Source organism: Chitinophaga jiangningensis, from assembly GCF_900142605.1.
GTDB lineage: Bacteria > Bacteroidota > Bacteroidia > Chitinophagales > Chitinophagaceae > Chitinophaga > Chitinophaga jiangningensis.
Map to the genome: position 1 here is coordinate 570667 of NZ_FRBL01000001.1, position 21865 is coordinate 592531.

The 21865-nt window shown below is 47.6% G+C and carries 15 protein-coding genes; 4 read left to right on the forward strand and 11 right to left on the reverse strand.

Translation table 11 applies throughout. From position 1 onward, the window contains the following. The first annotated feature begins 10 nt into the window (after window positions 1-10). The gene (locus tag BUB18_RS02285) at window positions 11-766 is read left to right on the forward strand and encodes an SDR family NAD(P)-dependent oxidoreductase (RefSeq protein ID WP_073077588.1); all 756 of its coding nucleotides are present in this window, start codon (window positions 11-13) and stop codon (window positions 764-766) included. A 435-nt stretch (window positions 767-1201) separates the two neighbouring features. On the opposite strand, the gene BUB18_RS02290 is transcribed toward BUB18_RS02285, so the two are convergent. The 5 genes from BUB18_RS02290 to ruvA all read right to left on the reverse strand — a co-directional run bounded on the left by BUB18_RS02290 (window position 1202) and on the right by ruvA (window position 13189). Then, the gene (locus BUB18_RS02290; RefSeq protein WP_073077590.1) at window positions 1202-2401 is read right to left on the reverse strand and encodes a sialidase family protein; all 1200 of its coding nucleotides are present in this window, start codon (window positions 2399-2401) and stop codon (window positions 1202-1204) included. Window positions 2402-2405: 4 nt separating this feature from the next. Continuing rightward, window positions 2406-4685, reverse strand: a complete 2280-nt coding sequence (locus BUB18_RS02295) for a TonB-dependent receptor (RefSeq protein WP_073077591.1) — start codon at window positions 4683-4685, stop codon at window positions 2406-2408. A 77-nt stretch (window positions 4686-4762) separates the two neighbouring features. Further along, window positions 4763-5134, reverse strand: a complete 372-nt coding sequence (locus tag BUB18_RS02300; protein WP_073077593.1) for a hypothetical protein — start codon at window positions 5132-5134, stop codon at window positions 4763-4765. Between the two features lie 148 nt (window positions 5135-5282). Next, window positions 5283-12569 carry a T9SS outer membrane translocon Sov/SprA gene (gene sov, locus BUB18_RS02305; protein WP_073077595.1) on the reverse strand — a complete coding sequence of 2429 codons (7287 nt, stop codon included), beginning with the start codon at window positions 12567-12569 and terminating at the stop codon, window positions 5283-5285. A gap of 32 nt (window positions 12570-12601) precedes the next feature. Next, window positions 12602-13189: a Holliday junction branch migration protein RuvA gene (ruvA, locus tag BUB18_RS02310; RefSeq protein ID WP_073077597.1), complete on the reverse strand. Its 588-nt coding sequence runs from the start codon at window positions 13187-13189 to the stop codon at window positions 12602-12604. A gap of 192 nt (window positions 13190-13381) precedes the next feature. On the opposite strand from ruvA, the gene BUB18_RS02315 reads away from it, so the two are divergent. After that, entirely contained in the window at window positions 13382-14389 is a 1008-nt protein-coding gene (locus BUB18_RS02315; protein WP_073077598.1) for a beta-ketoacyl-ACP synthase III, read from the forward strand. A 75-nt stretch (window positions 14390-14464) separates the two neighbouring features. Here BUB18_RS02315 and BUB18_RS02320 read toward each other — a convergent pair whose 3' ends face one another. From BUB18_RS02320 to BUB18_RS02340, 5 genes are all read right to left on the reverse strand, one after another. Further along, the gene (locus BUB18_RS02320; RefSeq protein WP_073077600.1) at window positions 14465-14890 is read right to left on the reverse strand and encodes a hypothetical protein; all 426 of its coding nucleotides are present in this window, start codon (window positions 14888-14890) and stop codon (window positions 14465-14467) included. A gap of 98 nt (window positions 14891-14988) precedes the next feature. Further along, window positions 14989-16026, reverse strand: a complete 1038-nt coding sequence (locus BUB18_RS02325) for a sensor histidine kinase (RefSeq protein WP_073077602.1) — start codon at window positions 16024-16026, stop codon at window positions 14989-14991. 10 nt (window positions 16027-16036) lie between these two features. Further along, window positions 16037-17941, reverse strand: a complete 1905-nt coding sequence (locus tag BUB18_RS02330; protein ID WP_178372067.1) for a sensor histidine kinase — start codon at window positions 17939-17941, stop codon at window positions 16037-16039. Window positions 17942-18119: 178 nt separating this feature from the next. Continuing rightward, on the reverse strand, window positions 18120-18815 hold the full coding sequence (locus tag BUB18_RS02335) for an NUDIX hydrolase (protein WP_073077605.1): 696 nt from the start codon (window positions 18813-18815) through the stop codon (window positions 18120-18122). A gap of 53 nt (window positions 18816-18868) precedes the next feature. Beyond that, on the reverse strand, window positions 18869-19360 hold the full coding sequence (locus BUB18_RS02340; protein WP_073077607.1) for a DinB family protein: 492 nt from the start codon (window positions 19358-19360) through the stop codon (window positions 18869-18871). A 99-nt stretch (window positions 19361-19459) separates the two neighbouring features. Between BUB18_RS02340 and BUB18_RS02345 the strand changes: the two genes are divergently transcribed. Further along, a complete protein-coding gene (locus BUB18_RS02345) occupies window positions 19460-19915 on the forward strand; it encodes a GNAT family N-acetyltransferase (protein WP_073077610.1) in 456 nt (151 codons plus the stop codon). Window positions 19916-19986: 71 nt separating this feature from the next. Next, on the forward strand, window positions 19987-20835 hold the full coding sequence (locus BUB18_RS02350; RefSeq protein WP_073077613.1) for a GNAT family N-acetyltransferase: 849 nt from the start codon (window positions 19987-19989) through the stop codon (window positions 20833-20835). A gap of 103 nt (window positions 20836-20938) precedes the next feature. Here the strand turns inward: BUB18_RS02350 and fabD are convergent, their stop codons facing one another. After that, window positions 20939-21835 carry an ACP S-malonyltransferase gene (gene fabD / locus BUB18_RS02355; protein ID WP_073077616.1) on the reverse strand — a complete coding sequence of 299 codons (897 nt, stop codon included), beginning with the start codon at window positions 21833-21835 and terminating at the stop codon, window positions 20939-20941. Window positions 21836-21865: the final 30 nt, after the last annotated feature.

The following is a 21865-nucleotide window of genomic DNA, read 5'->3' on the forward strand; positions in this document are numbered from 1 at the left end:
TTTACTTCTCATGGGTATTGTTCTTGTTACAGGCGCTACGGCAGGATTTGGTGAGGCCTGCGCTATTACTTTTGCTTCCAAAGGTTACGATGTTATTATAACCGGCCGCCGCAAGGAAAGGCTGGAAGCATTATCCACACAACTCACACAGGAATATGGTACCAACGTGCTGGCACTGAACTTTGACGTAAGAAATGAAAGTGAGGTAGCCCAGGCGCTGGGTGGCATTCCGGAAGAATGGAAGGCCATCGATATACTGGTGAATAACGCCGGGCTGGCTGCAGGGCTCAGCAGCATTGAGGAAGGCAGTATCGACGATTGGGATGCCATGATTGATACCAACGTAAAGGGGCTGCTGTATGTGTCGAGGGTAGTGATGCCCTGGATGCGTTCCCGCACCACAGGCCATATCATCAACATAGGCTCTACTGCGGCCAAGCATGTTTATGCGAAGGGTAATGTTTACTGTGCTACCAAAGCTGCTGTAGATGCGATTTCCCAGGGCATGCGTATTGATCTGCTGCCTTATCGTGTGAAGGTAACCGCTATTCATCCGGGTGCTGCTGAAACGGAATTTTCTATGGTGAGATTTAAAGGCGATGAAGATAAAGCCAAAGCCGTTTACCAGGGTTTCATTCCAATGAGTGCACAGGACGTGGCCGACATAGTATACTATGTAACTACGTTGCCGGCGCATGTTTGTATCAACGACCTGGTAGTAACACCGTTACAACAGGCCAACGCTTACTACATAGATAAAAATTAACACATACGTGTGATATTACGATTTAGTAAAAGCAAGTATATTTGAAAATACCTATATCTTTTGGCTAAAACATTGCCGTAAAAATATAGGACCCGTGCCAATGCTGAACTGAACTTGACTATCCGTTAATTTAATGAAAACCATATCCCTATGCTTACATTTCTAACAATGTACTTGCTGCGCCTGTACTATCCCAGGTGGAAAGAGCAGTGGCGCTACTATTTCGGTAACACATCAAAAGGCAATTACGGCCGCTGGGTTACTGCGACAGATTGGGCTGGACAAAAAGGTTTCTCTTTTGGTTACAGCTGAGATGTATTGTTGTACTCAATGATTTGAAACGCGGAGCACCAGGTGCCCCGCGTTTTTTTTATGTCCTTTCGTAGAAACAGGCTGCGCCCGTCTCTACAGATAATAAATTGCAAGCGAACAATTTTATGGCTGCAACACCTGGCATGCCACACCGGTACCTTTTCCCACCCGCTGCTTGTATACCACCAGCACCTTATTTCCTGCCGTACCCACCACCGGGAAATTAGCGTAGGCACTATCGGATGTAAGGGGGGAAGAAGAGATAGTTTTACCATCGGGCGACTTATGCACAAACCCGATCCTGCTGTTGAAATCATCCCCAACTTTTACCGGCTCATCCCAGGCGATATACACATCTCCGTTTGCACCAACCGTCAGCTGCGGATGCTTGGCCATAGGGGCTCCGCTGAGCGACTCCTTTTGCGTATAGGCGTTCCCGTTATCCACAGAGCGGCAGTAGAACACCCCTTTTCCATGCCCCATGGTAAACCAGGCGAAGTGGAGGCCGGTTTTATTCACACCTAAAGTTGGTCCTGTGTGCGGGCAACCGTTTACCACCCAGTTATCCGCACTGATGCGTACCGGCGGGGAAAAATGTTGTCCGTTATCCACCGACACCTGGTGCACCATATCACGGATACTATCGTTGATAATATCCCGGTACACCACATGCACCGCGCCTTTATCATCCACCAGCAGCTTGGTACGGCAGCACTGGCACACCGTTTCTACTACCGGGCTGGCATCGCCAAATCCATTGCGGCCATTGGTGCGCGCAAAGTACAGCGTAGAGCCTTCTGCACTGGCCACCTTGCGATTATCCAGCCAGATGGCTGCTGCCTCTCCGTTTGGCAGCAATGCCATGTCAAAATACCGCTGATCATATCCGGCCGTATCAGTCACCAATGGCATAGCAGGTTGCCAGGTGCGGCCACTGTCAAACGATTGTGTATACATCACCTTACCGGCATACTTGTTCCGCGCATCGTTAGCTTCAGTACCAAACATGGCAATGATACTTCCATCCGGTTTAAACAATACCTTCGGCAGGTTTTCATCGTGCGGATATACACCCGCAGAACCAGTTACCTGCACCGGCGCTGCAAAGGTTTCCCCCTGATCGGCAGAAACAGTATAATAGATATAACTATTGTCAGCCGTATCCGTTTCAATCCAGCTGATAGCCAGGTTCCCCGCTGCATCGTGTGTAATGTAGGGGCAGGAAGCTGCCACATCCGGGTGCGACAGGAATCGCGCAGTTGGTTTCTCCCTGACAGTACAAGCAGTAAAAAAAATGATGACTGCTATCCAGATCATTTTCATATTGTTACTTTTTTCCGGTGAAAGTATATCCGATTCCAACATTGAACGTCTGCCGAGGCCCTACCCTGTAGGTGGCGCCATAAGCACTCTTCTCCGCAGTGGTAGCATACAGCTGGTCCCCCACATTCATGCAGTTGATCCAGCAGTCGATACTTTTAAAAGCATATCCTGCACGCAGGTTAAACAGGTCATAGCCCCCATACATCGCTGTATTGGCAGGGTCCATGTAATAACTACCGATATGCTGCCATTCGCCACCCAACCTGAAACCTTTCAGGAACAAAGGTTTCCACGTTATTTCACTGTTGGTAATCCACTGCGGGGCACCATTCATCCGATTATCATTATACACCTTTCCCTTCTCCGTATAGGCGTCAAAGTTATGATGCGCATAAGTACCACTCGTACGCAGCAGAATACTGCTGCATAAATTGTACTTCACATTCCATTCTATGCCTTGATGCGTGGTAGCACCCGTATTACGGTTTTCATAGCTACCATCCTGCGTACGCACACTTACAATTTCATTGGTGCCTTTCATCCGATATACACTAATATCTGCATACCCCTTATTTCCTGCAAAGCCAAACCAGCCACCTACTTCGTAGTTATTATAAGTAGCAGGTTCCAACACCGGTACCTTCACTCCCTGGTACAATTCAGAAATATTTGGTGGCGCAAAACCCCTGCTGTAATTCGCGTAAAAACCAATTTGATTCTCCAGGCTATAAATCAATCCCAGCTTAGGGGTGAGCGCATTGAAATTATTTTTTTCACTGGGTGCACCCGTATATGCTGATGGGGTAAGATGATTCACAAAATCATAATCCATGCGGTCGTATCGCAACGCCGCTACCATTTTCATCCGGTGCAAAGGCGACATTTCAAATTGCGTGTAAGCAGCAGTATTCAGGAGTCCTACCTTGTAATCCGTCAACACTGAATCCGTTGTTTGATAGGAAGTATAATAACCGGCGGCATTTCTATCTACCGTAATAAAACCCGCATAATACGTTGCAGGGCTATAATCCGCACTCACACCAGCTATCAGCGCAGCCTCCTTCCAGTTGAAACGCTTTTTATGCTGGATAATCATACCATAGCTATGAAAGCCATCACTATTGATTTGCCCGGTGGACCGAAGCGGATCAGCCGTATTTTTTATCGCATAGAAAGGGTTTTGCCCGATGGTACTATGCCGGTAAAACGCCGTGAAGCTGGTGCTGTTATCCTCATTCCATTGTTTATCTAACGTGCTTCTTATCCGCAAGGCCTGTACATCTCTGTAAGTAAAAGTTTGAAAATTGCGGTAATCTTTGCTGTAAAAATGAGCACTGTCGAGGCCACCTGTCTGATCAGTATTGTAATTTATTAAAGTAGCGGCATTGGTCCAGCGGGTAGTGGCATTAGCCTGGTATACGGTTTTAAGGCTCAGGCCCAGCTTATGGAAATCGCTGTGGTCCATGTATCCGTTGGATTGATTAGCGTAGTAGCCCGACACTACCGCCCCCCACTTACCACTGGTACCGCTGGCACTGAAGTCGGTACGTTTATACCCCCAGTTACTCATTTCCGCCTGCACCTTTACAGTAGGCGCAATGGTGGGCAACAACGTAATAAAATTGACGGCTCCGCCTACTGCTTCACTGCCGTACAGGGAGGAAGCCGGACCTCTGATCACTTCTATGTTCCGCAGCGCCGCCATATTGATTTCTATCAGCGCATTGTGGTTAAAATCGCCTACAGTGCGGATGGGAATACCATCCTCCAGGTACAGGAACAGGCTCTTATAACCTATCGGCTGGCGAATAGCCATGGTATGCTGTTCGTTACCCAGGTCCACCATATACACTCCGCTTACTTTATTCAACACCTTGTCCAGTGTAGTAGCCTTTGTATCCTGTAGTGTTTGGGGAGATATAGTGCTGATGGCGACCGGCGCATCAGTCCTGTATTGTTTATCCCTTGAGGAAGATACTATTACTTCATTGAGATTGGCCGCTACCGGCTCCAGGTAAATAATGCCCTGCGTAACCGCTGTAACCGGCAACTTCCTGGTGATATATCCAACGCTGGAAATCTTGATGGAATCAGCGTTTCCGGCGTCTAATCCGAATAATCCCTGTGCATCCGCTGCACAGCCCTTATTATTATTGAGCGTACTTATTACCGCGCCTGGTAATGCTTCGCGTGTTTGCATGTCAGCCACACGCCCACGTAATTGCTGGGCATGGGTCTGCATTGCAGCCAAACACGCAATGATGAGTAAACAACATTGTTTCATGTGGTACAATAAACAGCTGGGACAGGCCTGTGGCCACTCCCGGGGTTTGTAAATCTGAAAAGTCTAAGAAACGGGTATCAACAGTTGTACCACTGAGGAGGATGGAAAATAGCAAATACAGGCGTCGGAAGTACGGGATCCTTATAATATCCGGAATGTATTATTTCATTGGCAGGAGGTGCCTGTAAAAACGATTGCAGCTCGTTTACAAACATTACTTCGTAACTCTCTTTATTTGTGTTGCTGCTTTTCTCCGGCTGCGCATCTTTCTCTAATTCTTTCTTAAGGTGACAGCGGCCATTACAGTGCATTTGAGGCTTATCCCTGTTTTCACAAAGGTTCTGCGCAATGTACTGCTGGTTAGCCCAGTATTGCAGCACAATCAGGCCCTTGCTGGCATTCTCCAGCAATAATCCTGCGAACACTAATATGATAACAAGGTATTTCAAATCCGGGCAAAGATAGGATGGAAAACTTTAAAAAAGGAAAGTCTGATTTTTTTATCGCAAAAAAAAGAGGAGCCGGTGGCTCCTCTTTTTTTTTGCGATATACCCATCGCCGGAGGCGATGGGTATATCGCACCATGTACTAAAACTATTATTGTGATAATACAAATCGTAACGTTAAACCACCACGGGTATTCGTAATCGGATACGCCGAAGATATCGCCGGTATCGTTTGTGCTCTGTCATAGAAGAAACGCAGGTTCAAACGATTGTTCACCACATAGTCAATGCTCGGTGCAATACGCAATACCTTCTGACCACTGGTAGGAATTACCTGGTCGGCATCCAACCTGTTATTCACGGTCTTATCATCTCTCAAACTTAAATCTAGCCTGATGTTCAGGTCATTCTGCAAACGCTTGCTGCCTTCTTTATTCACAGCAAAAGGTAAAGTCACTCCGCGGATACGGTAACCACCGCCTATCGCTACTTCTGTGGAACGTAATTCCGTCAGCTGGTAGTCGATCAGGCTAAGACTCAGACTGCGGGATTTCTTAAATTCCAGTCGCAGGTTCAGGGTATTGGTGAAGGTCATATCCATACCCAGTAACGGCACAAAGGCCTCTGTCATGGTCAGGTTAGGCACCATGAAATATGGATAGTAGTTACCACTGATAGTGTCCCTGAACGCCGGATAACCTGCAATACGTGGATCCTCATAATACATACTCGTATTGAAGGAGCTCATACTCAGTGTACCGGTGTATTTGTGCGACAACGTGAAGTTGGTAAGTATACTCCTGAATGGTTCAATTTTAGTCAACCCATTATAGGTAATATTCCAGTTTGGTTTAGGGAAGTATTTACTAAACGGATTGCTCCTCACATTATCATTCCCCTGCTTCAGCAATGGAATGTCTTCCGGACTCTTATTCGTGTAAGCCGCCATAAATGAAGGGATGAGAACGTCCTGCGCATACCTGGTATAACCATAACGGTAGGTTGGATCTTTAGGATCGTAATAAGGCACTCCTGCATCAGCATTGTAAGGGTTGGCTGCACCTAAGCGCTGGGAAATAATATTGCGGTAGTTCTCAAACCTGCGGAAGGTTTGTGACACCCCTTCTGCTGTCTGAATATCACCAAACATCGTTTTAACAGCGATGTAGGTGATCTCAAATCCACCCGCGTCATACGGACTCAAGTGAGCAAAGCCGGAAGTATCATCCACGCGTTTAAACAGCTCAGAATGTGTTTTTGAGAACGACTTGGTCATGTTCAGGTCAATACGCAGATCGCTGATAGGTTCCAGTTGAGCCTGGAGGTTCCAGCGCTGGGTAAACTGCTGCTGGAACTGGATGTTCAGCAATGGATCCGGTGTTACCAGTCCTTTGGCCGCAAAACGATCCATCCATGCCTTGTCAGGCTGGTAACCGAATACGAAGTCAAGCCCCGGCGCCATCGACTGCCAGTTCATGCCCAGTATCTTGGTACTATCCAGGTAACCTGGCATGCGGGTAGCCGCATTTTCATCGTAGTTGAACGTCACCATTTTCACCATCGTCAACGCTTTGAAGGCCGCTTTCACGAACCCTGAAATCTCGTCGGCGTTGTTCTGGGTATTATTATTACCCGCAGCCTTTGGATCTTTTGGATCTTTATTGTTTTGCTGCTTGTTGTTATTGTTATTGCTGGTTGGCCGGCGACTATTCACCGCCCGGAGGAACTTCGATTTATTATACAGATCGGTAAAGCGAAGCTCTGTAGTAAACCTTTTCGTATTGGCATTTTCGATGGCATTACCCAGGTACAGCGCCAGTTGGGATGCCCCGTTCCAGTAGTATTCCGTACCATAGGAAATGGTAGCGCTGGTCCAGCTCAGTGCCGGGAACTTCGCGGTTGGCAGTACATACAGAATATTCGCATTCTGTGAATAGTTAGTAGTACGGCCTCCCTTGAAGAAGTTTTTCCAGAGGGTATCCTTCTTCTCCGAAGTATTGATCCTGCCATCCGGCTCATCCACACGGGCACGGTTCACGGCATTAAACTCAACGTTAATGCTGCGGCTCAGGTCCCACTTCATGCTGTAATAGCGGTCGAAAGTGAAGTACTTGTTATACGTTTCCGGCAGCTGGTATTTCGTATCACCACCCACGTTACGCACCCTGGTAGCCCCGAACTGACGGGAGATATCGGCCCTGAAGCTGAGGATACTGGGCACATAGTTGAAGTTGAAATCCTTCACCAGGTCAAGCCAGTGCGATTTTGACTTGATCATGCGTTTAAACGGTTCTACATATTTTTGTTCTCCGGAGAAGTTATAGCCCAGTCCTCCGCGATGTTTCGTAAGCACATCATTCTGGATGATCGGGTTATGCCGGTTGATCTGGGAGAAGGAATAACTCACATCAAAGTTTTCGATATCCCACAGCTGGCGTTTACCTTTTTTGGTACTCATCTTCCTTACGTTGGTAAAGTTCAGACTTGTAATGGAAGTGAAGTCCTGCGCATTTTTGCGGATAGAGTCGCGCTCCCGGTTACTGCGTGCCAGGCTGAGTTTATCTTTTAGTTTGATGTCAAGGTCGTACGGGTCATACTCCGGATTGCTGGCTGACTGCGAGTAGCCGGCATATACAGGAATAGATATTGCTGCATTTTTCGGCAGCAGTTTACCCAGGTCCAGGTTAGCAGCGGCATCATATTGCAGGAAGTTATCGCGGAAGCGTTCATTTACGCGCTGGTCGATATTTCCGAAACCTGCCGTGTGCATATTACCTGAAACGGAAACGGTACCCAGGTCGGAGAGTTGGACATCTACCCTGCCCAAAGCCGCATAACCTCCTTTTTCATCAAAGTCAGACAGACGCAGCTCGTTGAGCCAAACCTCTCCACACTTCGGCAAACCATCGTCTTTGGTGTTCTGGATACCGATCATCATCGTCCTGGAATCACCGAGGCTTGGGTTACCTACAATCGACATATAGCCACCATATTCATCTTTCACCGGAACGGCCGGATATGGCAGCAGCGGCGAACAGGAGTCGCACATGTTACGTAGTTGCTTCAGCTTACTGAGGTTAGCCAGTACCAGTTCCATGTTATTTTGCTCTGGCCAGATCTGGTTCGGATCACTTTTTCCGGTGTTCGGGTTGGTGACCTTCAGAGGAATACGATATTCGTAGTAGTTGCTCACAAAGTCGCTACCAATACGAATTACCGCCTGCAGGTCGCCATCTTTCAGGTCCATAGAGGTACCTGAACCTTCCGCGTGGATATACATCTGCATCTTTTTATACTGGCGCATATCCATGTTCAGGGTTTTATACACTGCCCTGATATCACCATCTTTCAGGTTACAAACCTGTAACGACAACGACTGCTCGTTGAGCTGCAGGGTGGTATTGTTGGTACTGATGGTATTCTGACGCACCACTCCGTTTGGCAGTACATAGTTAATAGGCAGGCGGCTGGAGTTTTCTTCGATGTTCACCGCCGTCTGGTTAAATGTTACACTGTTATCCAAAGGAATTGGGTCACCTGCTTTCAGCTCGTAATCGTATTTACGCCACTGGCTGCGCACCAGCTCCAGCTTACCGAAACGGAGTACCACGGAGTCCTGCCAGTTGGTCATAAACATACGCATGAAGCGGATTGATTTGAAGTCAGGGATGTTACCAACTCTGGTATCATACTGGCGGATAGGCACTTTAAACTGGTACCAGTATTCCACTGTATCCTTTCCGTTCGCCAGTTTTACGTTAGCCGGAATTTTATCCACGAGGTAGTTCTGACCTACCACCATGTCAGGCTTCAGGTCCACCCGGTACTGGAAGTACTCCTCTGTTTCATTGAGGGTGTTGTCCCTGTTCAGGTCTTCTGACTCCGGTATGTTGGTAGCGGCAGATGAATACGTGGAGTTGCCGCTGGATGCCGGGGAGTTGCCCTCCGGATTGCTGTAGTTCTTATAACGGAAGAGAATAGAGGAACCATTATAAGAAGCGTCGCGGTAATGCTTATAGTTATCATTGGACGGATCCACATGCGCCTGTTGGCCGATCGGTGAGGAAGAACCGAACTGCTGATCGATAGAGTCGAGATAGCTTTTAAAGAATGCCTGTTCATCGGCAGACTGCAAACCATCGTACCCTACGTCCTGGAAGGCCCTGATGGCAGGGTCGTTATCGAATGCCTGGGTGATCTGCTGCTGGAATTTAGGAATGCGGCCCCATTTGGAAGAATCCAGTTTATTGGTTTCAGATGGGTTAGGCAGTCCGTTCTCAAAGAATTTCTTGGAATCCTTGAGGATATCCTCTGACACGTTACCGAGGTTGATATACAGCTGACCACCGGCCTGGTTGGTCATGGCGTTAAACGGATCCTGTATCCAGAATTCGATGTATTCGATGTTAGCCGTTTCAAAGTCACTGTTATCCAGTGCGCGCATAATACCCGCCCAACGGGTTTGCGGCTGCATCAGTTTACCGTTACGGTCTACGGACATTTGGCTGGAAGTGAAGTTATACGGACCACGATCTTTCGGATAGTAGGCCAGGTCGAGTGTACTCAGCTGGCTTTGTCCGAAGTCAGTAGATTTATTTTTGAATACCTCGTTCTGATACACCAGGCGTACGCGTGGGTCGGATTGCTCCTCTACGCCGATACCTGCCGGGAGATTTGGTGATCTCGGGATCTGCAACGTAGGCTCGATAATATACCAGGCCAGTTTCGCCCTGTTTTTACCGTAATCCAGGATATTATTGTATTCTGCTTCCGGGAACATTACCTGTCCGGCTGCATTGGTAGCGCCTTTCGGGGTGGATGCCAGGGCCCAGTTAGTGGCAGGGAATTTCAGGTCGTATCCACTTTTCACACCTTCAAAGTCATCGATATAAGTGGTTCCTTCCTTGCTGCCGGGTTGGTTAATGAGCTTACTATGTCCTGGGAACAACCGCGCAACCTCACCGGTGAAAATAATACTGGATGGTGCGGTAGAGTTATAGTTCGGTAGTTTATTCAGGAACTTGGTAAGCCCTTTCCACTCGGAGTTATAGTTGACGTCGAGGCCTACCATGGTATTTTTGATAGGGTCATCGCCGTAGTTCACCTTTTGGTAGTAGGGGCGTTCACTCATTCGCACGATCGTACCACCCAGACTGAGTTTATCATTCACGAGATAGTCGAACCGTGTACCAAAGTAGTTCCTCACCTGTTGCCCGAACAGCGAGTTATTTTCATACTGTACATTGATAGGCACACCTGCATTGAGTACACCGCCGTTGATAATTTTCAGCCGGCCCATGTTGTAATCAATGATATAATCCACATTTTCACGCAGCAGCTGTCCACCTGCAGTTACGGTCACCGAACCCGGCGGGATATTAGGTGCCAGGCTGATTTCGGAGGAGCTGGCGGATTTATAGGAACCACGCAGCACGTACCTGTTCAGTTGCGGGAACTGCTGTGCTACTACTTTGATGGAATCGTAGAGTACGTTATAGAGATATTGTTTTTCAAGCCCTACATTCCCATTGAATGCAGGTTTCAGGCCATCGCCGAAAGGCTCCAGCATAGGGAACATCACACGGCCGTTGAGGGAATTGATCGTATAGCCTTCCACGTAGTCAAACACACCGTCCGGCTGAGGATCCAGCTGGTTGTTGAGGCGGTCGAGGTTGAGGATGGTAATGATCGGTGCACCTGCCAGGCTGCCCTGTGCATCAGGGATGTAGCGTTTATCACTTGGCGGGCGTCCTTCCGCACCGGGATCTTTATAGTAGATGTCGAGTTTAAAGTCTTCTTTATTGAGTGCATAACCGCCGGTGTTATACACGTTTTTCATCATCAGGTCCCAGATAGGGAGTGCCGGGCGGGCGGAGGTAGCTTTCAGGAGCTTGAGGAACAGTACCGGCTGGTTGGCGGAGTTGTTCTGATCCGGGGGTACGTCCTGTGAAAACTCACCCACTTTATACACCTTGCCGTTGTAGGTATATTGAAAGGCAACAGCCAGGACTTCGTCTGGCTGCAGTTGTTGGTTTAGGGAGATGAAACCCAGTTGTTTGTTCACCGTATATTCCGTGGAGTCGAGCTTTCGGGCGAACGTTTTCTCAAACTCTGACACAGGTGCAAGCCCCAGGGCCAGGAGCCGGCTTACGGCTGTTCCGGTGGCGCGACTACTCGGATCATTAATCAATTTCTGATACAGGTCATTGACGTTATTGTCCGGCAGGCGGTTGGAGGTGAGTACGGAGAGGCTTTTATTATAAGGCTCGTGTTCACCCAGGTCCATCAAACCTACGATGTCGCGGGTTTGGGTGGTCACCCCGGTTTTATTGGTTACCCATACTTCCAGCCTGGTGATATTAGCCAGGGATTGGATAATGGGGAGTTTGCGCATGGCGTAGTTGAAGGTATCGCGGAAAAACTGCGCCATGAGGAAGTGGCGGTTATCCTCGTACTCATCTGCTCTGATGTTGTAGTCCTGCACCATAGTACCTCCTTTAAGCTGGAGGTTTTGTTTCTGCGACTTCTGGTTGGAGAGTACGCTGGTAACGGTGAGGCGGCCAAACTGCAGTTGTGTTTTCACCCCAAACAGCGATTGTACCCCTGATATGAGGGAGCTGCGAAGGGGGAAGCTTACGTTACCTGCTTCGATTTTCTTGATAATTTCGTCGGCGTAGCCGGTGTATTCCAGTTTGATCTGGTTTTCGAAATCGAAGGCCGATTGTGTATTGTAGTTGGTGAGGATTTTAAGTTTTTCGCCGATTTTACCGGTTACGTTCATGTTGATGCCCATGTCGAAGTTGAAGCCGCCGTTTCTGCGGGCTTGTTCTACGAGTACGGGGTTTTTGATATTCTGGCCCTGGTAACCGAAGGTGAGATCGAGGCTTCCCTGTGGCTTGATGTCCACCTTACTGCCGCCAAACAGCCTGTCGAACAGGTTATTGCCATTATACATGGTGGGGCCGTTACCTTTCTGGTTAAGATTACCGAGGGTAGAAGCTCTTTTTTGCCAGTAGTTTTGCTCACTTTGCGCCGCCTGCATCTTATAGAATTCGTCGAAACTCATATAAGTGGGGTTGCGATAGTATTGGTTACCGATTTTTTCGGTAACGGTATATTGCTTTGTTACAGGGTCGTATTCAACGGTCTTATTGATATTTGCAGGGTCTTTGAGGTCCAAAGCAGTTTTGGACGGGGCCTGATCTGTAATACTGGGGCCACGTCGGTCCTGCAAGGGATATTTCAAGGTATCTTTCTTTCTGGTTGAGTCCGGGGTAGTTTTAGCCGGAACGGTGGTATCCTGTTCCAAAACCCGGGCTTCGTTCACAGCAGTGGACAAATGCATTCCTCCTGAACGGTCCCTGGCGGCAGTGTCAACAATGATAAAAGATACTATTCCTATTACTGCAAAAACACCGTAATATGTCTTTATAGCCAAAAAAATAGGTTTTTATAGAGGTATAATCGTATTTATAGGCTTTTCAGAGCTTTTTTGATTAACTCTTCCAAGTTTTGCAATAGTGGATCGCTTTTCATAACTCTCGTGATTGCCGTTTCTGCCATGTTACGGGCAATTCCCAAAGTCACCAGTGCATTTAACGCATCTTCCTGGATTGTATTGTTTACAGGTAAAGATAAATGTGTAGGATGGTCCTTTCCTTTCTTCACTTTGTCTTTTAGCTCAAGAATCACGCGTTTGGCTGTTTTAGCGCCGATTCCTTTTACACTCTCGAGCATCTTTTCATTTTCCATCATGATAGCCCGGGTAATGTCTTCCGGTTGAAGAGAAGACAACATCATTCTGGCCGTACTGGCACCGATACCGGAAACGCTGATTAGCAGCAGGAAAAGGCTTCTCTCGGATTCTTCAAAAAAACCGTACAGCGTATGGCCATCTTCCTTTATATGTAACCAGGTTAACAGCTTACAGGCTTCCAGACCCTGAATACGGGAATAGGTATTCAAACTTATCTGGACTTCGTACCCCACTCCGTTGATGTCAATATGCACCAGTGCGGGTGATTTGTAAGCCAATTTTCCATTCAAATAAGCGATCATAGAAGGTAAAGGTTCAGTAATTTAGTAAAAATTGACGGAAAAATATGAAATTCATATCTCCTGAAATACCGGCAAAGATGCTAACTTTTAACGGATTGTCAACCTTCGGGATTGCATCATATGCGACTTTTTTAGGAAATATTGCTTTATGTCGTATTTTTACGCCTCGATTTAAACACACATTTAGTTCATATGAATAAAATTACAGCCGCAATTACAGCGGTGGGTGGCTATGTTCCGGATTACGTTCTTACCAATAAGGAACTGGAGAAATTAGTCGACACAACAGATGATTGGATTCTTACCCGCACGGGAATTTCCGAGAGAAGGATTCTGAAGGGTGAAGGCAAGGGCACATCCGATCTTTGTGTGCCTGTAGCTTTAGAAATTTGCAAGAAAAGAGGCATCTCCCCTGAGGAAATTGACTTGCTGATAGTTGCAACTGTTACACCAGATATGACCTTTCCGGCTACTGCCAACGTAGTTACTGATAAAATTGGGGCTGTAAATGCATTCGGTTTCGATATCAGCGCTGCCTGTTCCGGTTTCCTCTATGCACTGGATACAGGAGCACGCTTCATCGAAAGTGGCCGTTATAAAAAAGTAATGGTGATCGGTGCCGATAAAATGAGCTCTATCATTGATTATACTGACAGAACTACCTGCATCATCTTCGGTGATGGCGCCGGTGGCGTACTGCTCGAGCCAAACGAAGAAGGCTACGGCTTAATCGACAGCATCCTGAAAAGTGATGGTCATGGCCGCGAATACCTGCACATGAAAGCTGGTGGATCTGTAAGACCTGCCACCCTCGAAACAGTGCAGAACCGCGAACATTACGTATACCAGGAAGGTAAAATGGTATTTAAATATGCCGTTTCCAACATGGCAGAAGCTGCCGGTGATGTGATGAAACGTAATAACCTCACTGCCGAAAACATTGCATGGTTAGTACCTCACCAGGCCAACAAACGCATTATCAACGCAACTTCGCAATATATCAACCTGCCGGACGAGAAAGTAATGATGAACATTCATCGTTATGGTAACACCACTGCAGGAACTATTCCGCTGTGCCTCTGGGACTACGAAAAACAACTCAAAAAAGGTGACAACCTCATCCTCGCTGCATTTGGCGGTGGTTTCACCTGGGGTTCCAGCTACATCAAATGGGCATACGACGGCGATAAAGTGCAGTAGTCACTAAGCTGAAAAAATGTTTGAAATCATAAGGGCTGATCAAAGTTTACACTTTGGTCAGCCCCTTTATTTTTTTTAGATCTTCGTAAATGTCAGTACTTCTGCACTGGAAGTATTGTCATCCGTCAGCTGAATCCTTGTGCTGCTAACGCTGATGATCCGCCAGTCGTCCGTAAGCTCACCCAATGGCTTATTCGCATCCGACTTAGCGCCGAAATCGATGTTAAACCTGGCCGAATTATTCGTGATACTCCAGGTACCATTAGCAGTTACACTGCCCTTGAGCGCTGATGCTGTGCCAGTGCTGCTGAACGTAAAAGTGTAACCATTAAATTCGCTGGTATGATCCTCATTTCGCTCCGAAAACTGGGCAACCTTCCAGGTCCCTGAGCTGGGCGCATTCGGATCAACAGGAGGCGCTACCACATCATCGTCATTATTGCTGCAGGAGGCAAACAGCAGCATGGTACACAAAGCGGTAAAAAGGGTACGTATATGCATACAGGTGAAGATTAGATGATGTAATATTATACGCGCAGGTGCAATAAATAGTTGCCACAAAACTATATTTTCAATGAAATAAGTATCACTCCCTTCATTTACTTTGGTAATATCAGGGAGATGGTAATGTATCTCCCGGCGCTGGCTTCCACCTGAATATCCCCCTGCATCCTTACCGCAAAATCACGGCTTACCGCCATACCTAAAGCCACGGTATCACGTTGCCAGGCAAACAGGCTCTCCGATACCTCCATAGCGGCTTCACCGGCATCCAGCGCAATAGAAATACGCACTTTGTTATCATCCGGCCAGGCATCCGCAATCACCAGGCTGCCAGGCAGGCCATGCCGATAAGCAGCCAGTAATATCTGCCTGAGCACAAACTGCAACATTTCCGCATCTGCCAGCACCGTGGCATCATCGGGAATCCGGTCCACCACACGGGGCGATGTACTACTGCTCATATAGCTGAGATTATCCGCCAGATGGTTCATCATCTCCCTTAACCTGCATGTAACCGGTGTATAAGTATATCCGGCTAGCTGCAATTGAATCCAACGCAGCACATAGTCAAAAACATCCAGTGTTTTGTGGGACGACAACCCTATCTTTTCCATCTCCTCCAACATCTCCTGCCTGCTCATACCACCACGCTCCAGCTTTTCAGCTACATCTGTAATATGCAGCAACGGCTCTCTGAAGTCGTTGGCAATAATGGTAATCAGCTTATTCTTAAAATCATCCGTCGCCTTCAGCTCTGCATTTTTCTCAGAAATTTCTGCATAGCCTCTGGCCAGCTGCTGCTCCTGCCGCCTCGAATTGCGGAAATGATAATACCGTGTCAGGATCAGCACCAGCAATAATATGGCCACTGAAATCACGCCTATCGTCAGCAACTGTGTATTTTTCTTATCCTGGATACGCCGTTGCAGCAGCTCCCGCTGCAGTACATTCTTACGGGCCAGCGCCTCCGCTGCACGTTCCTTCACCAGGTATTGCAGGTAATTAATGCTGTCGGCCACGGTATCCTGCGACTGCGCCAGGCGATAAATCTCATCGCGGGTAAGCGAATCCGGATAAGGGCGGGCAATAGCCTGCATTGCCGCCGTTATACACAGCAGCAGACACACAGCCATGTATATTTGTTTAGTTACCCGCATCATTATTCATTGTGGCCAATGGAAGACTGTAAAAAAAGCGTGCGCCCTTGTCCGCATTATTTTCCGCCCCGATGGTCCCGTTCATTTTTTCAATAAAATCTTTACAAATAATTAATGCAATACCTGCACCTTTTCCTTTACGACTTTTGGCAGTGGTCGTTTGCTCCACGGAAAACAACCCCGGCAGTACCACAGGATCAATACCACTTCCTTCATCCATAACTGACACCGTCACCATATCATTATCACGTATAGCCGTTACCGTTATACGCTTACCGGAACCAGAATATTTAGTGGCATTATGTAACAGGTTTCTGTTTACAAACTGGATCATTTCAAAGTCGGCATACACGGGCACTTCCGTAGATGCATCGATCACCAGCTGCAGATTTTTATCCGTCAGCAGATGCTGAATATTTTTTGCAGTAGTGCTCATCAAATCCTTTACCACATAAGGTTTTGGCTGATAGCTAAAGCCGGTGAGCTGTGTTTTCATCCATCGCAGAATACCATCAAACACCTGTAGTGTATTACGGGCGCGCGTATCCACCTGCATGATCATATCCTTAGCATCATCCAGCGAAATGGCATCATCTTTCACAAAGCTGCTGATGCTGATTATATTGTTTAGCGGACTCCTGAAATCATGCGCAATCAGGGAGATCAGCTTGTTTTTAAAATCGTCGTTCACCCGCATCTGTGCCGTACTTTGCTCCAACTCACGCTGCATGTAGGCAAGCTTACGGCTGTTGGAACGCGACATCCGGTAGGCCTGAAACACGTGTATAAGCAGGGATGTCAACAGCAGCAATACTACCAGTAAAAATATCAGCAGGTAGCGCCAGTAGATATTCTCCAGGTTCTTTTTTTCCAGGAGCCGGTGCTGGTTGGCATGCTGGGTACGCATACTATCCAATTGCCTGTCGGCAGATGCAAAGTTCATATAGATAGTGGCCCCGGCCTTTTGTACGGCACGTTCCTGTTGCAGAATGGTCCATAACAGTCCTGCGTAATAATCTGCGCGGGCAGTATCGCCTCCTGCTATACTGTTTTGATACAGCGTCATCACCGTAGGTCGCATCAGGCCCAGGTATCCGCCTTTGAGGGCATATTCCAGCGCCTCCTTACAATACCGGATGCTATCGGGTTGTTTAAGTGCAGTTGCATATCCCGCCAGCATAATATCTCCATACACCACCAGGTAGTTAAGCCCGGATGATTTGGATGAATCCACTACCTGTTGGATAAGCGCCATCGCATCTTTTAACTGCCCGCTGCGTTGCAACTCATTGGCTTTAAACAGCCTGGTGTAAAGTATCTGGCGGTAGTCGTCGTACTTCACTGCTAACACTGCCGCTTCTTCCAAAGCTTCCACAGCTTTCATGTGTGCAGTCAGCAGCGTATCGTTATGATGAATACTGTAATAGTTAGCCAGCACCAGCGCTCTGATGGAATCGTTGCCCGTTTGGTTTACGATGGCCATGGCAGTATCTGCCATTTTCACTGCATCAGCAGTATGCCCCAGGTACTGATGATAGATGCTGATGTTCATCAGGTTGATGGCTTCGTTGGGAAGGTCACCTGCTTCTCTGGCGTTAGCCAGACTTTCATTATAAAAAAGATAGGAGAGATAACGATTTGGTTTAAATGCGTAGTAGCTGCCGAGGTTTTTTAGTGCAATGATAAGTCCTGTGTTGTAATGTAACCTGGTGGCAACCTGCATGGCATCACTTGCATAACGCCCACAACTATCCAGCTGACACGCCTGGTAGAGCACAGTCAGCCTGTTAAGCACATCTACGTAAGAAGTACTGTCTTTAACCTGTTGCAGCAATGCTTTAGCACGGACTATTTCCGCTTGTTGCGCTCTCGAGTCACGGAATAAAAACAACAGACATAAAAGTACTAAGGAAGTTTTTTTTAGATATGGAAACAACTCGAACATGCATGGTTTATTGCATGACTCAAAATAATCAAAAAAAAGCGAAAATCTATGGAAATCAGGGTTTACTTCGCCTTATCAGCAAAATGAACAAAATGAACAGCGCAATAGATGACAGGCATGGGTGTTATATTTCGAATACGAGGCCTTTTTTCTTCAGTTGCTCATACTTCTCCGGATCGAACCGGTAGAGATGTGCACCTTTTTTAGAAGAGGTTTTATCTTTTTCATCCAACTTCTCCATCACATCCAGGGAGAGGATTTTTTTGCGGAAATTTCGTTTATCCAGGGTGCGGCCGTAGATTTCTTCGTATAGGCTACGGAGTTGTGAAAGGGTAAATTTCTGCGGCAGCAGTTCAAAGCCTATCGGGTGGAACTGTGCATTATCCCTGAGTTTTACCAGGGCGTCTTCAATCATCTTTTTATGGTCAAAGATCAGCTCCGGCATATGTTCCAGTTCCAGCCAGTGAGCGCCATGTTCCTGTGCGAGTGGCTTATCATGGTCCTTAATACGGATGAGTGCGTAATAGGCCACCGAAATTACTCGGGCGCCGGTATCGCGGTTTACATCCCCATAGCAATGGAGCTGGTCCATGTAGATATCATCCAGTCCGGTAGTCAGTTTCAGTACGCGGGCGGCGGCATCGTCGGTGCTTTCATCCGGTTGTACGAATCCTCCTACGAGCGACCATTCGCCGGCCATAGGAGCCACTTTACGTTTGATAACCAATAATTTGAGCTTACCCTCATCGAAACCGAAGATGATACAATCCACAGCCACCAGGTGCCTTGGGGCTTTAGCATAAAAAGAAGCCGCGTTCATACTTTTATCTGATAATGTAAGTTCAAAAATAACATAATGAATATTAAAACCCGTTATTTCTTCCGGCTAAATGAGCTGAAATCCGTGGACGGTATTTTAGTGATGCCCAGTTGTCGCAACATAAATACCAGCTGCCCCCTGTGAAACGTGCTGTGGTTGCAGACATGCATGATAATATCCGCAACGGCCATTTTGTAATGTTCATTTTTCTGACGCGTAAAAGCCACGATGTGATCAATGCGGGCAGGCGTGGCGGAGGCCACCCATTCGGCCAGCAGGGCCGATTGCCGGAGCCATGCAGCACATCCTTCTGCAAAACTGCCGCTAAAACCTTCGGATGGCCGGATAGGCTTTTCCTCCAGCTGTAACCGCTGATACCAGATACTTTCGCTGTCCCACACATGCCAAACCAGGGCCCGCATATGCTCAAAACTGCCGCCCAGGTTGGTAGTCACCTGTTCAGGCGTAAGTTTCACCAGAAGCTTCCCTATCTCCTTATTGGCCCAGAGATGATAGGCCGTATAGCGCTGTAAAATTGGTTTCATGCAAAGCAGGATTAATATCTCCCGAAAAATCATTCAATTTACAATATTGTTAATCATTTTGTGAGCACCGATATTTGCTGTGCACAAATAATGACTATTATGGATAATATCACGCTGAGAGTAGCCCGAAAGGAAGATTGTCCGCGCCTGCTGGAGCTGATCCGGGAGCTGGCCGAATATGAAAAGGCGTCACAGGAGGTAACCGTTACGCTGGAACATTTTGAAGCAGCCGGATTTGGGGAAAATCCTGTTTGGAAGGCATTTGTAGCGGAAGTGAACGAACAGATTGTTGGCTTTGCGCTTTATTATGTCCGTTACTCTACCTGGAAAGGGTGTCGCCTCTACCTCGAAGACATCATCGTTACCGAAAAATGGAGAGGCAAAAAAATCGGGCAGCTGTTGTTTGAGCAATTGTTTAAAGAAGCCAGGGAAAAGCAATTCAGCGGTATTACCTTCCAGGTGCTGGAATGGAATGAGCCAGCGATTAACTTCTACAAAAAGTTTCAGGCGAAATTTGATCCTGAGTGGGTAAACGTGAGCATAGAAATGGTGTAATTTTTCCGTTCGTATAAATCATTGCAGGTATATGCCTGTTACTTGTTAATATTGGTTATATCCTTGTTGTTATGATTTATCTGAGTGATTTCCACGACCTGCAGGGTCAATCGACCATGAGCCTTTGCAATACGTTTAACCTGGCCTTCAGCGACTATATAGTACCGGTTAACCTGACGCCGTCCGTGATGGAGGAGAAATTCCAGGGGGAAAACACCAGCCTGGAATGGTCCATTGGTGCTTTCAACGGTGCGGAGCTGGGCGCATTTATTTTGCATGGGGCAGATGACAAATTTGCACCGACGGTACTGTATAACGGTGGTACCGGTGTAACGCCTGCTTATCGTGGTCAGCATCTCGTGCAGAAGATGTATGAGGCCTATATTCCCAGGTACCAGGACGCCGGTGTGCGCAGGATTGTACTGGAAGTACTGACGTCTAATCTCCCTGCTATCAAGGCTTATAAAAACAGTGGGTTTGAAAAAAACAGGGTATTGGAGTGTTTTAAGGGAGATGTCAGAGCCGGACTGCCGGCAGCTCCCGTAATGCTGCGGGAACAACGTCAGCCAAACTGGTTGCTGTACGGCACATTCATGGATATGGAACCCAGCTGGTGTAACCTGTTATCCAGTGCCAGCCGCGAAAAAACTACCACGGTGTGGGAAGCACTGCAGGATGAGCAGGTGATTGGTTTTATTGCAGTGAATGTACTTACCCGGCGGGTGAGAAGTATAGCGGTAGATCCGCGCTACAGGCGCAGTGGCGTGGGGAATGCCCTGCTGAAGCATACCGCGGAGGCGCTGCCCGGCACGCTGACCGTGATTAATATTGATGATCGTTATCAGGGTACCTGTCGCTTTCTGGAGCAGGCGGGGTTGAACAATTATATTACGCAGTATGAGATGGTGGCGTCCATTTGATTTTTGCATTACTCCGGAGCCGAAGGCTCCGGAGTAATGCAAAGGGCCGTTGAAGGCGGCTGCATTAATGCCACGCCGATGGCGTGGGATTAATGGGAATAGCTTATTTATTTTCGATACCGTTCACCACGGCTTCTTTATAGATTTTCTGCACCAGGCCTTGTAACACTTTACCAGGGCCTACTTCGGTAAACTCAGTTGCCCCATCTGCAACCATTGCCTGTACGGACTGTGTCCATCTTACAGCACCAGTCAGCTGATCAATCAGGTTTTGTTTGATTTCTTCCGGGTTGGTAACAGCTTTTGCTACTACGTTCTGGTATACCGGGCAGGAAGGCGTGTTGAAAGTGGCGGTTTCAATCGCTGCTTTCAGTTCTTCTTTAGCAGGCGCCATCAGCGGAGAGTGGAAAGCACCGCCTACTGGCAATACCAGTGCACGTTTAGCGCCGGCAGCTTTCATTCTTTCGCAGGCAATTTCCACCCCTTTAACCGTACCGGAAATTACCAGCTGGCCAGGGCAGTTATAGTTGGCAGCTACTACTACCTCACCGGTTTCGGCGGTAACAGCGGCAGTGATTTCTTCTACCTTAGCATCGTCCAGGGCCAGTACTGCGGCCATGGTAGATGGTTGCAGCTCACATGCTTTCTGCATGGCATTAGCGCGGATGGCTACCAGCTTCAGGGCTTCTTCGAACGACAGCGCTCCGTTGGCTACCAGGGCGGAAAACTCACCCAGGGAGTGGCCTGCTACCATGTCGGGCTGACTATGCTCTGTGCACAGGAAAGCGATGACTGCATGCAGGAAAACCGCCGGCTGTGTTACTTTGGTTTGCTTCAGGTCTTCTTCAGTACCGCTGAACATGATATCGGAGATGCGGAAACCGAGAATTTCGTTTGCGCGTTCGAACAGCTCTTTTGCTTTTGCGTTGGTGTCATACAGGTTTTTGCCCATTCCCGGAAACTGAGAACCTTGTCCGGGGAATACGTAAGCATGCTTCATGTTGGTTATGTTATAAGTTTAAAGTCGAAT

Coding starts and splice junctions, on each gene's coding strand:
- BUB18_RS02325 (WP_073077602.1), bottom strand. CDS start 16,026: ATGGCTGTGTGTCTGCTGCTGTGTATAACGGCGGCAATGCAGGCTATT.
- BUB18_RS02345 (WP_073077610.1), top strand. CDS start 19,460: ATGGATAATATCACGCTGAGAGTAGCCCGAAAGGAAGATTGTCCGCGC.
- BUB18_RS02340 (WP_073077607.1), bottom strand. CDS start 19,360: ATGAAACCAATTTTACAGCGCTATACGGCCTATCATCTCTGGGCCAAT.
- BUB18_RS02350 (WP_073077613.1), top strand. CDS start 19,987: ATGATTTATCTGAGTGATTTCCACGACCTGCAGGGTCAATCGACCATG.
- BUB18_RS02285 (WP_073077588.1), top strand. CDS start 11: ATGGGTATTGTTCTTGTTACAGGCGCTACGGCAGGATTTGGTGAGGCC.
- BUB18_RS02295 (WP_073077591.1), bottom strand. CDS start 4,685: ATGAAACAATGTTGTTTACTCATCATTGCGTGTTTGGCTGCAATGCAG.
- BUB18_RS02320 (WP_073077600.1), bottom strand. CDS start 14,890: ATGCATATACGTACCCTTTTTACCGCTTTGTGTACCATGCTGCTGTTT.
- BUB18_RS02315 (WP_073077598.1), top strand. CDS start 13,382: ATGAATAAAATTACAGCCGCAATTACAGCGGTGGGTGGCTATGTTCCG.
- ruvA (WP_073077597.1), bottom strand. CDS start 13,189: ATGATCGCTTATTTGAATGGAAAATTGGCTTACAAATCACCCGCACTG.
- BUB18_RS02290 (WP_073077590.1), bottom strand. CDS start 2,401: ATGAAAATGATCTGGATAGCAGTCATCATTTTTTTTACTGCTTGTACT.
- BUB18_RS02335 (WP_073077605.1), bottom strand. CDS start 18,815: ATGAACGCGGCTTCTTTTTATGCTAAAGCCCCAAGGCACCTGGTGGCT.
- fabD (WP_073077616.1), bottom strand. CDS start 21,835: ATGAAGCATGCTTACGTATTCCCCGGACAAGGTTCTCAGTTTCCGGGA.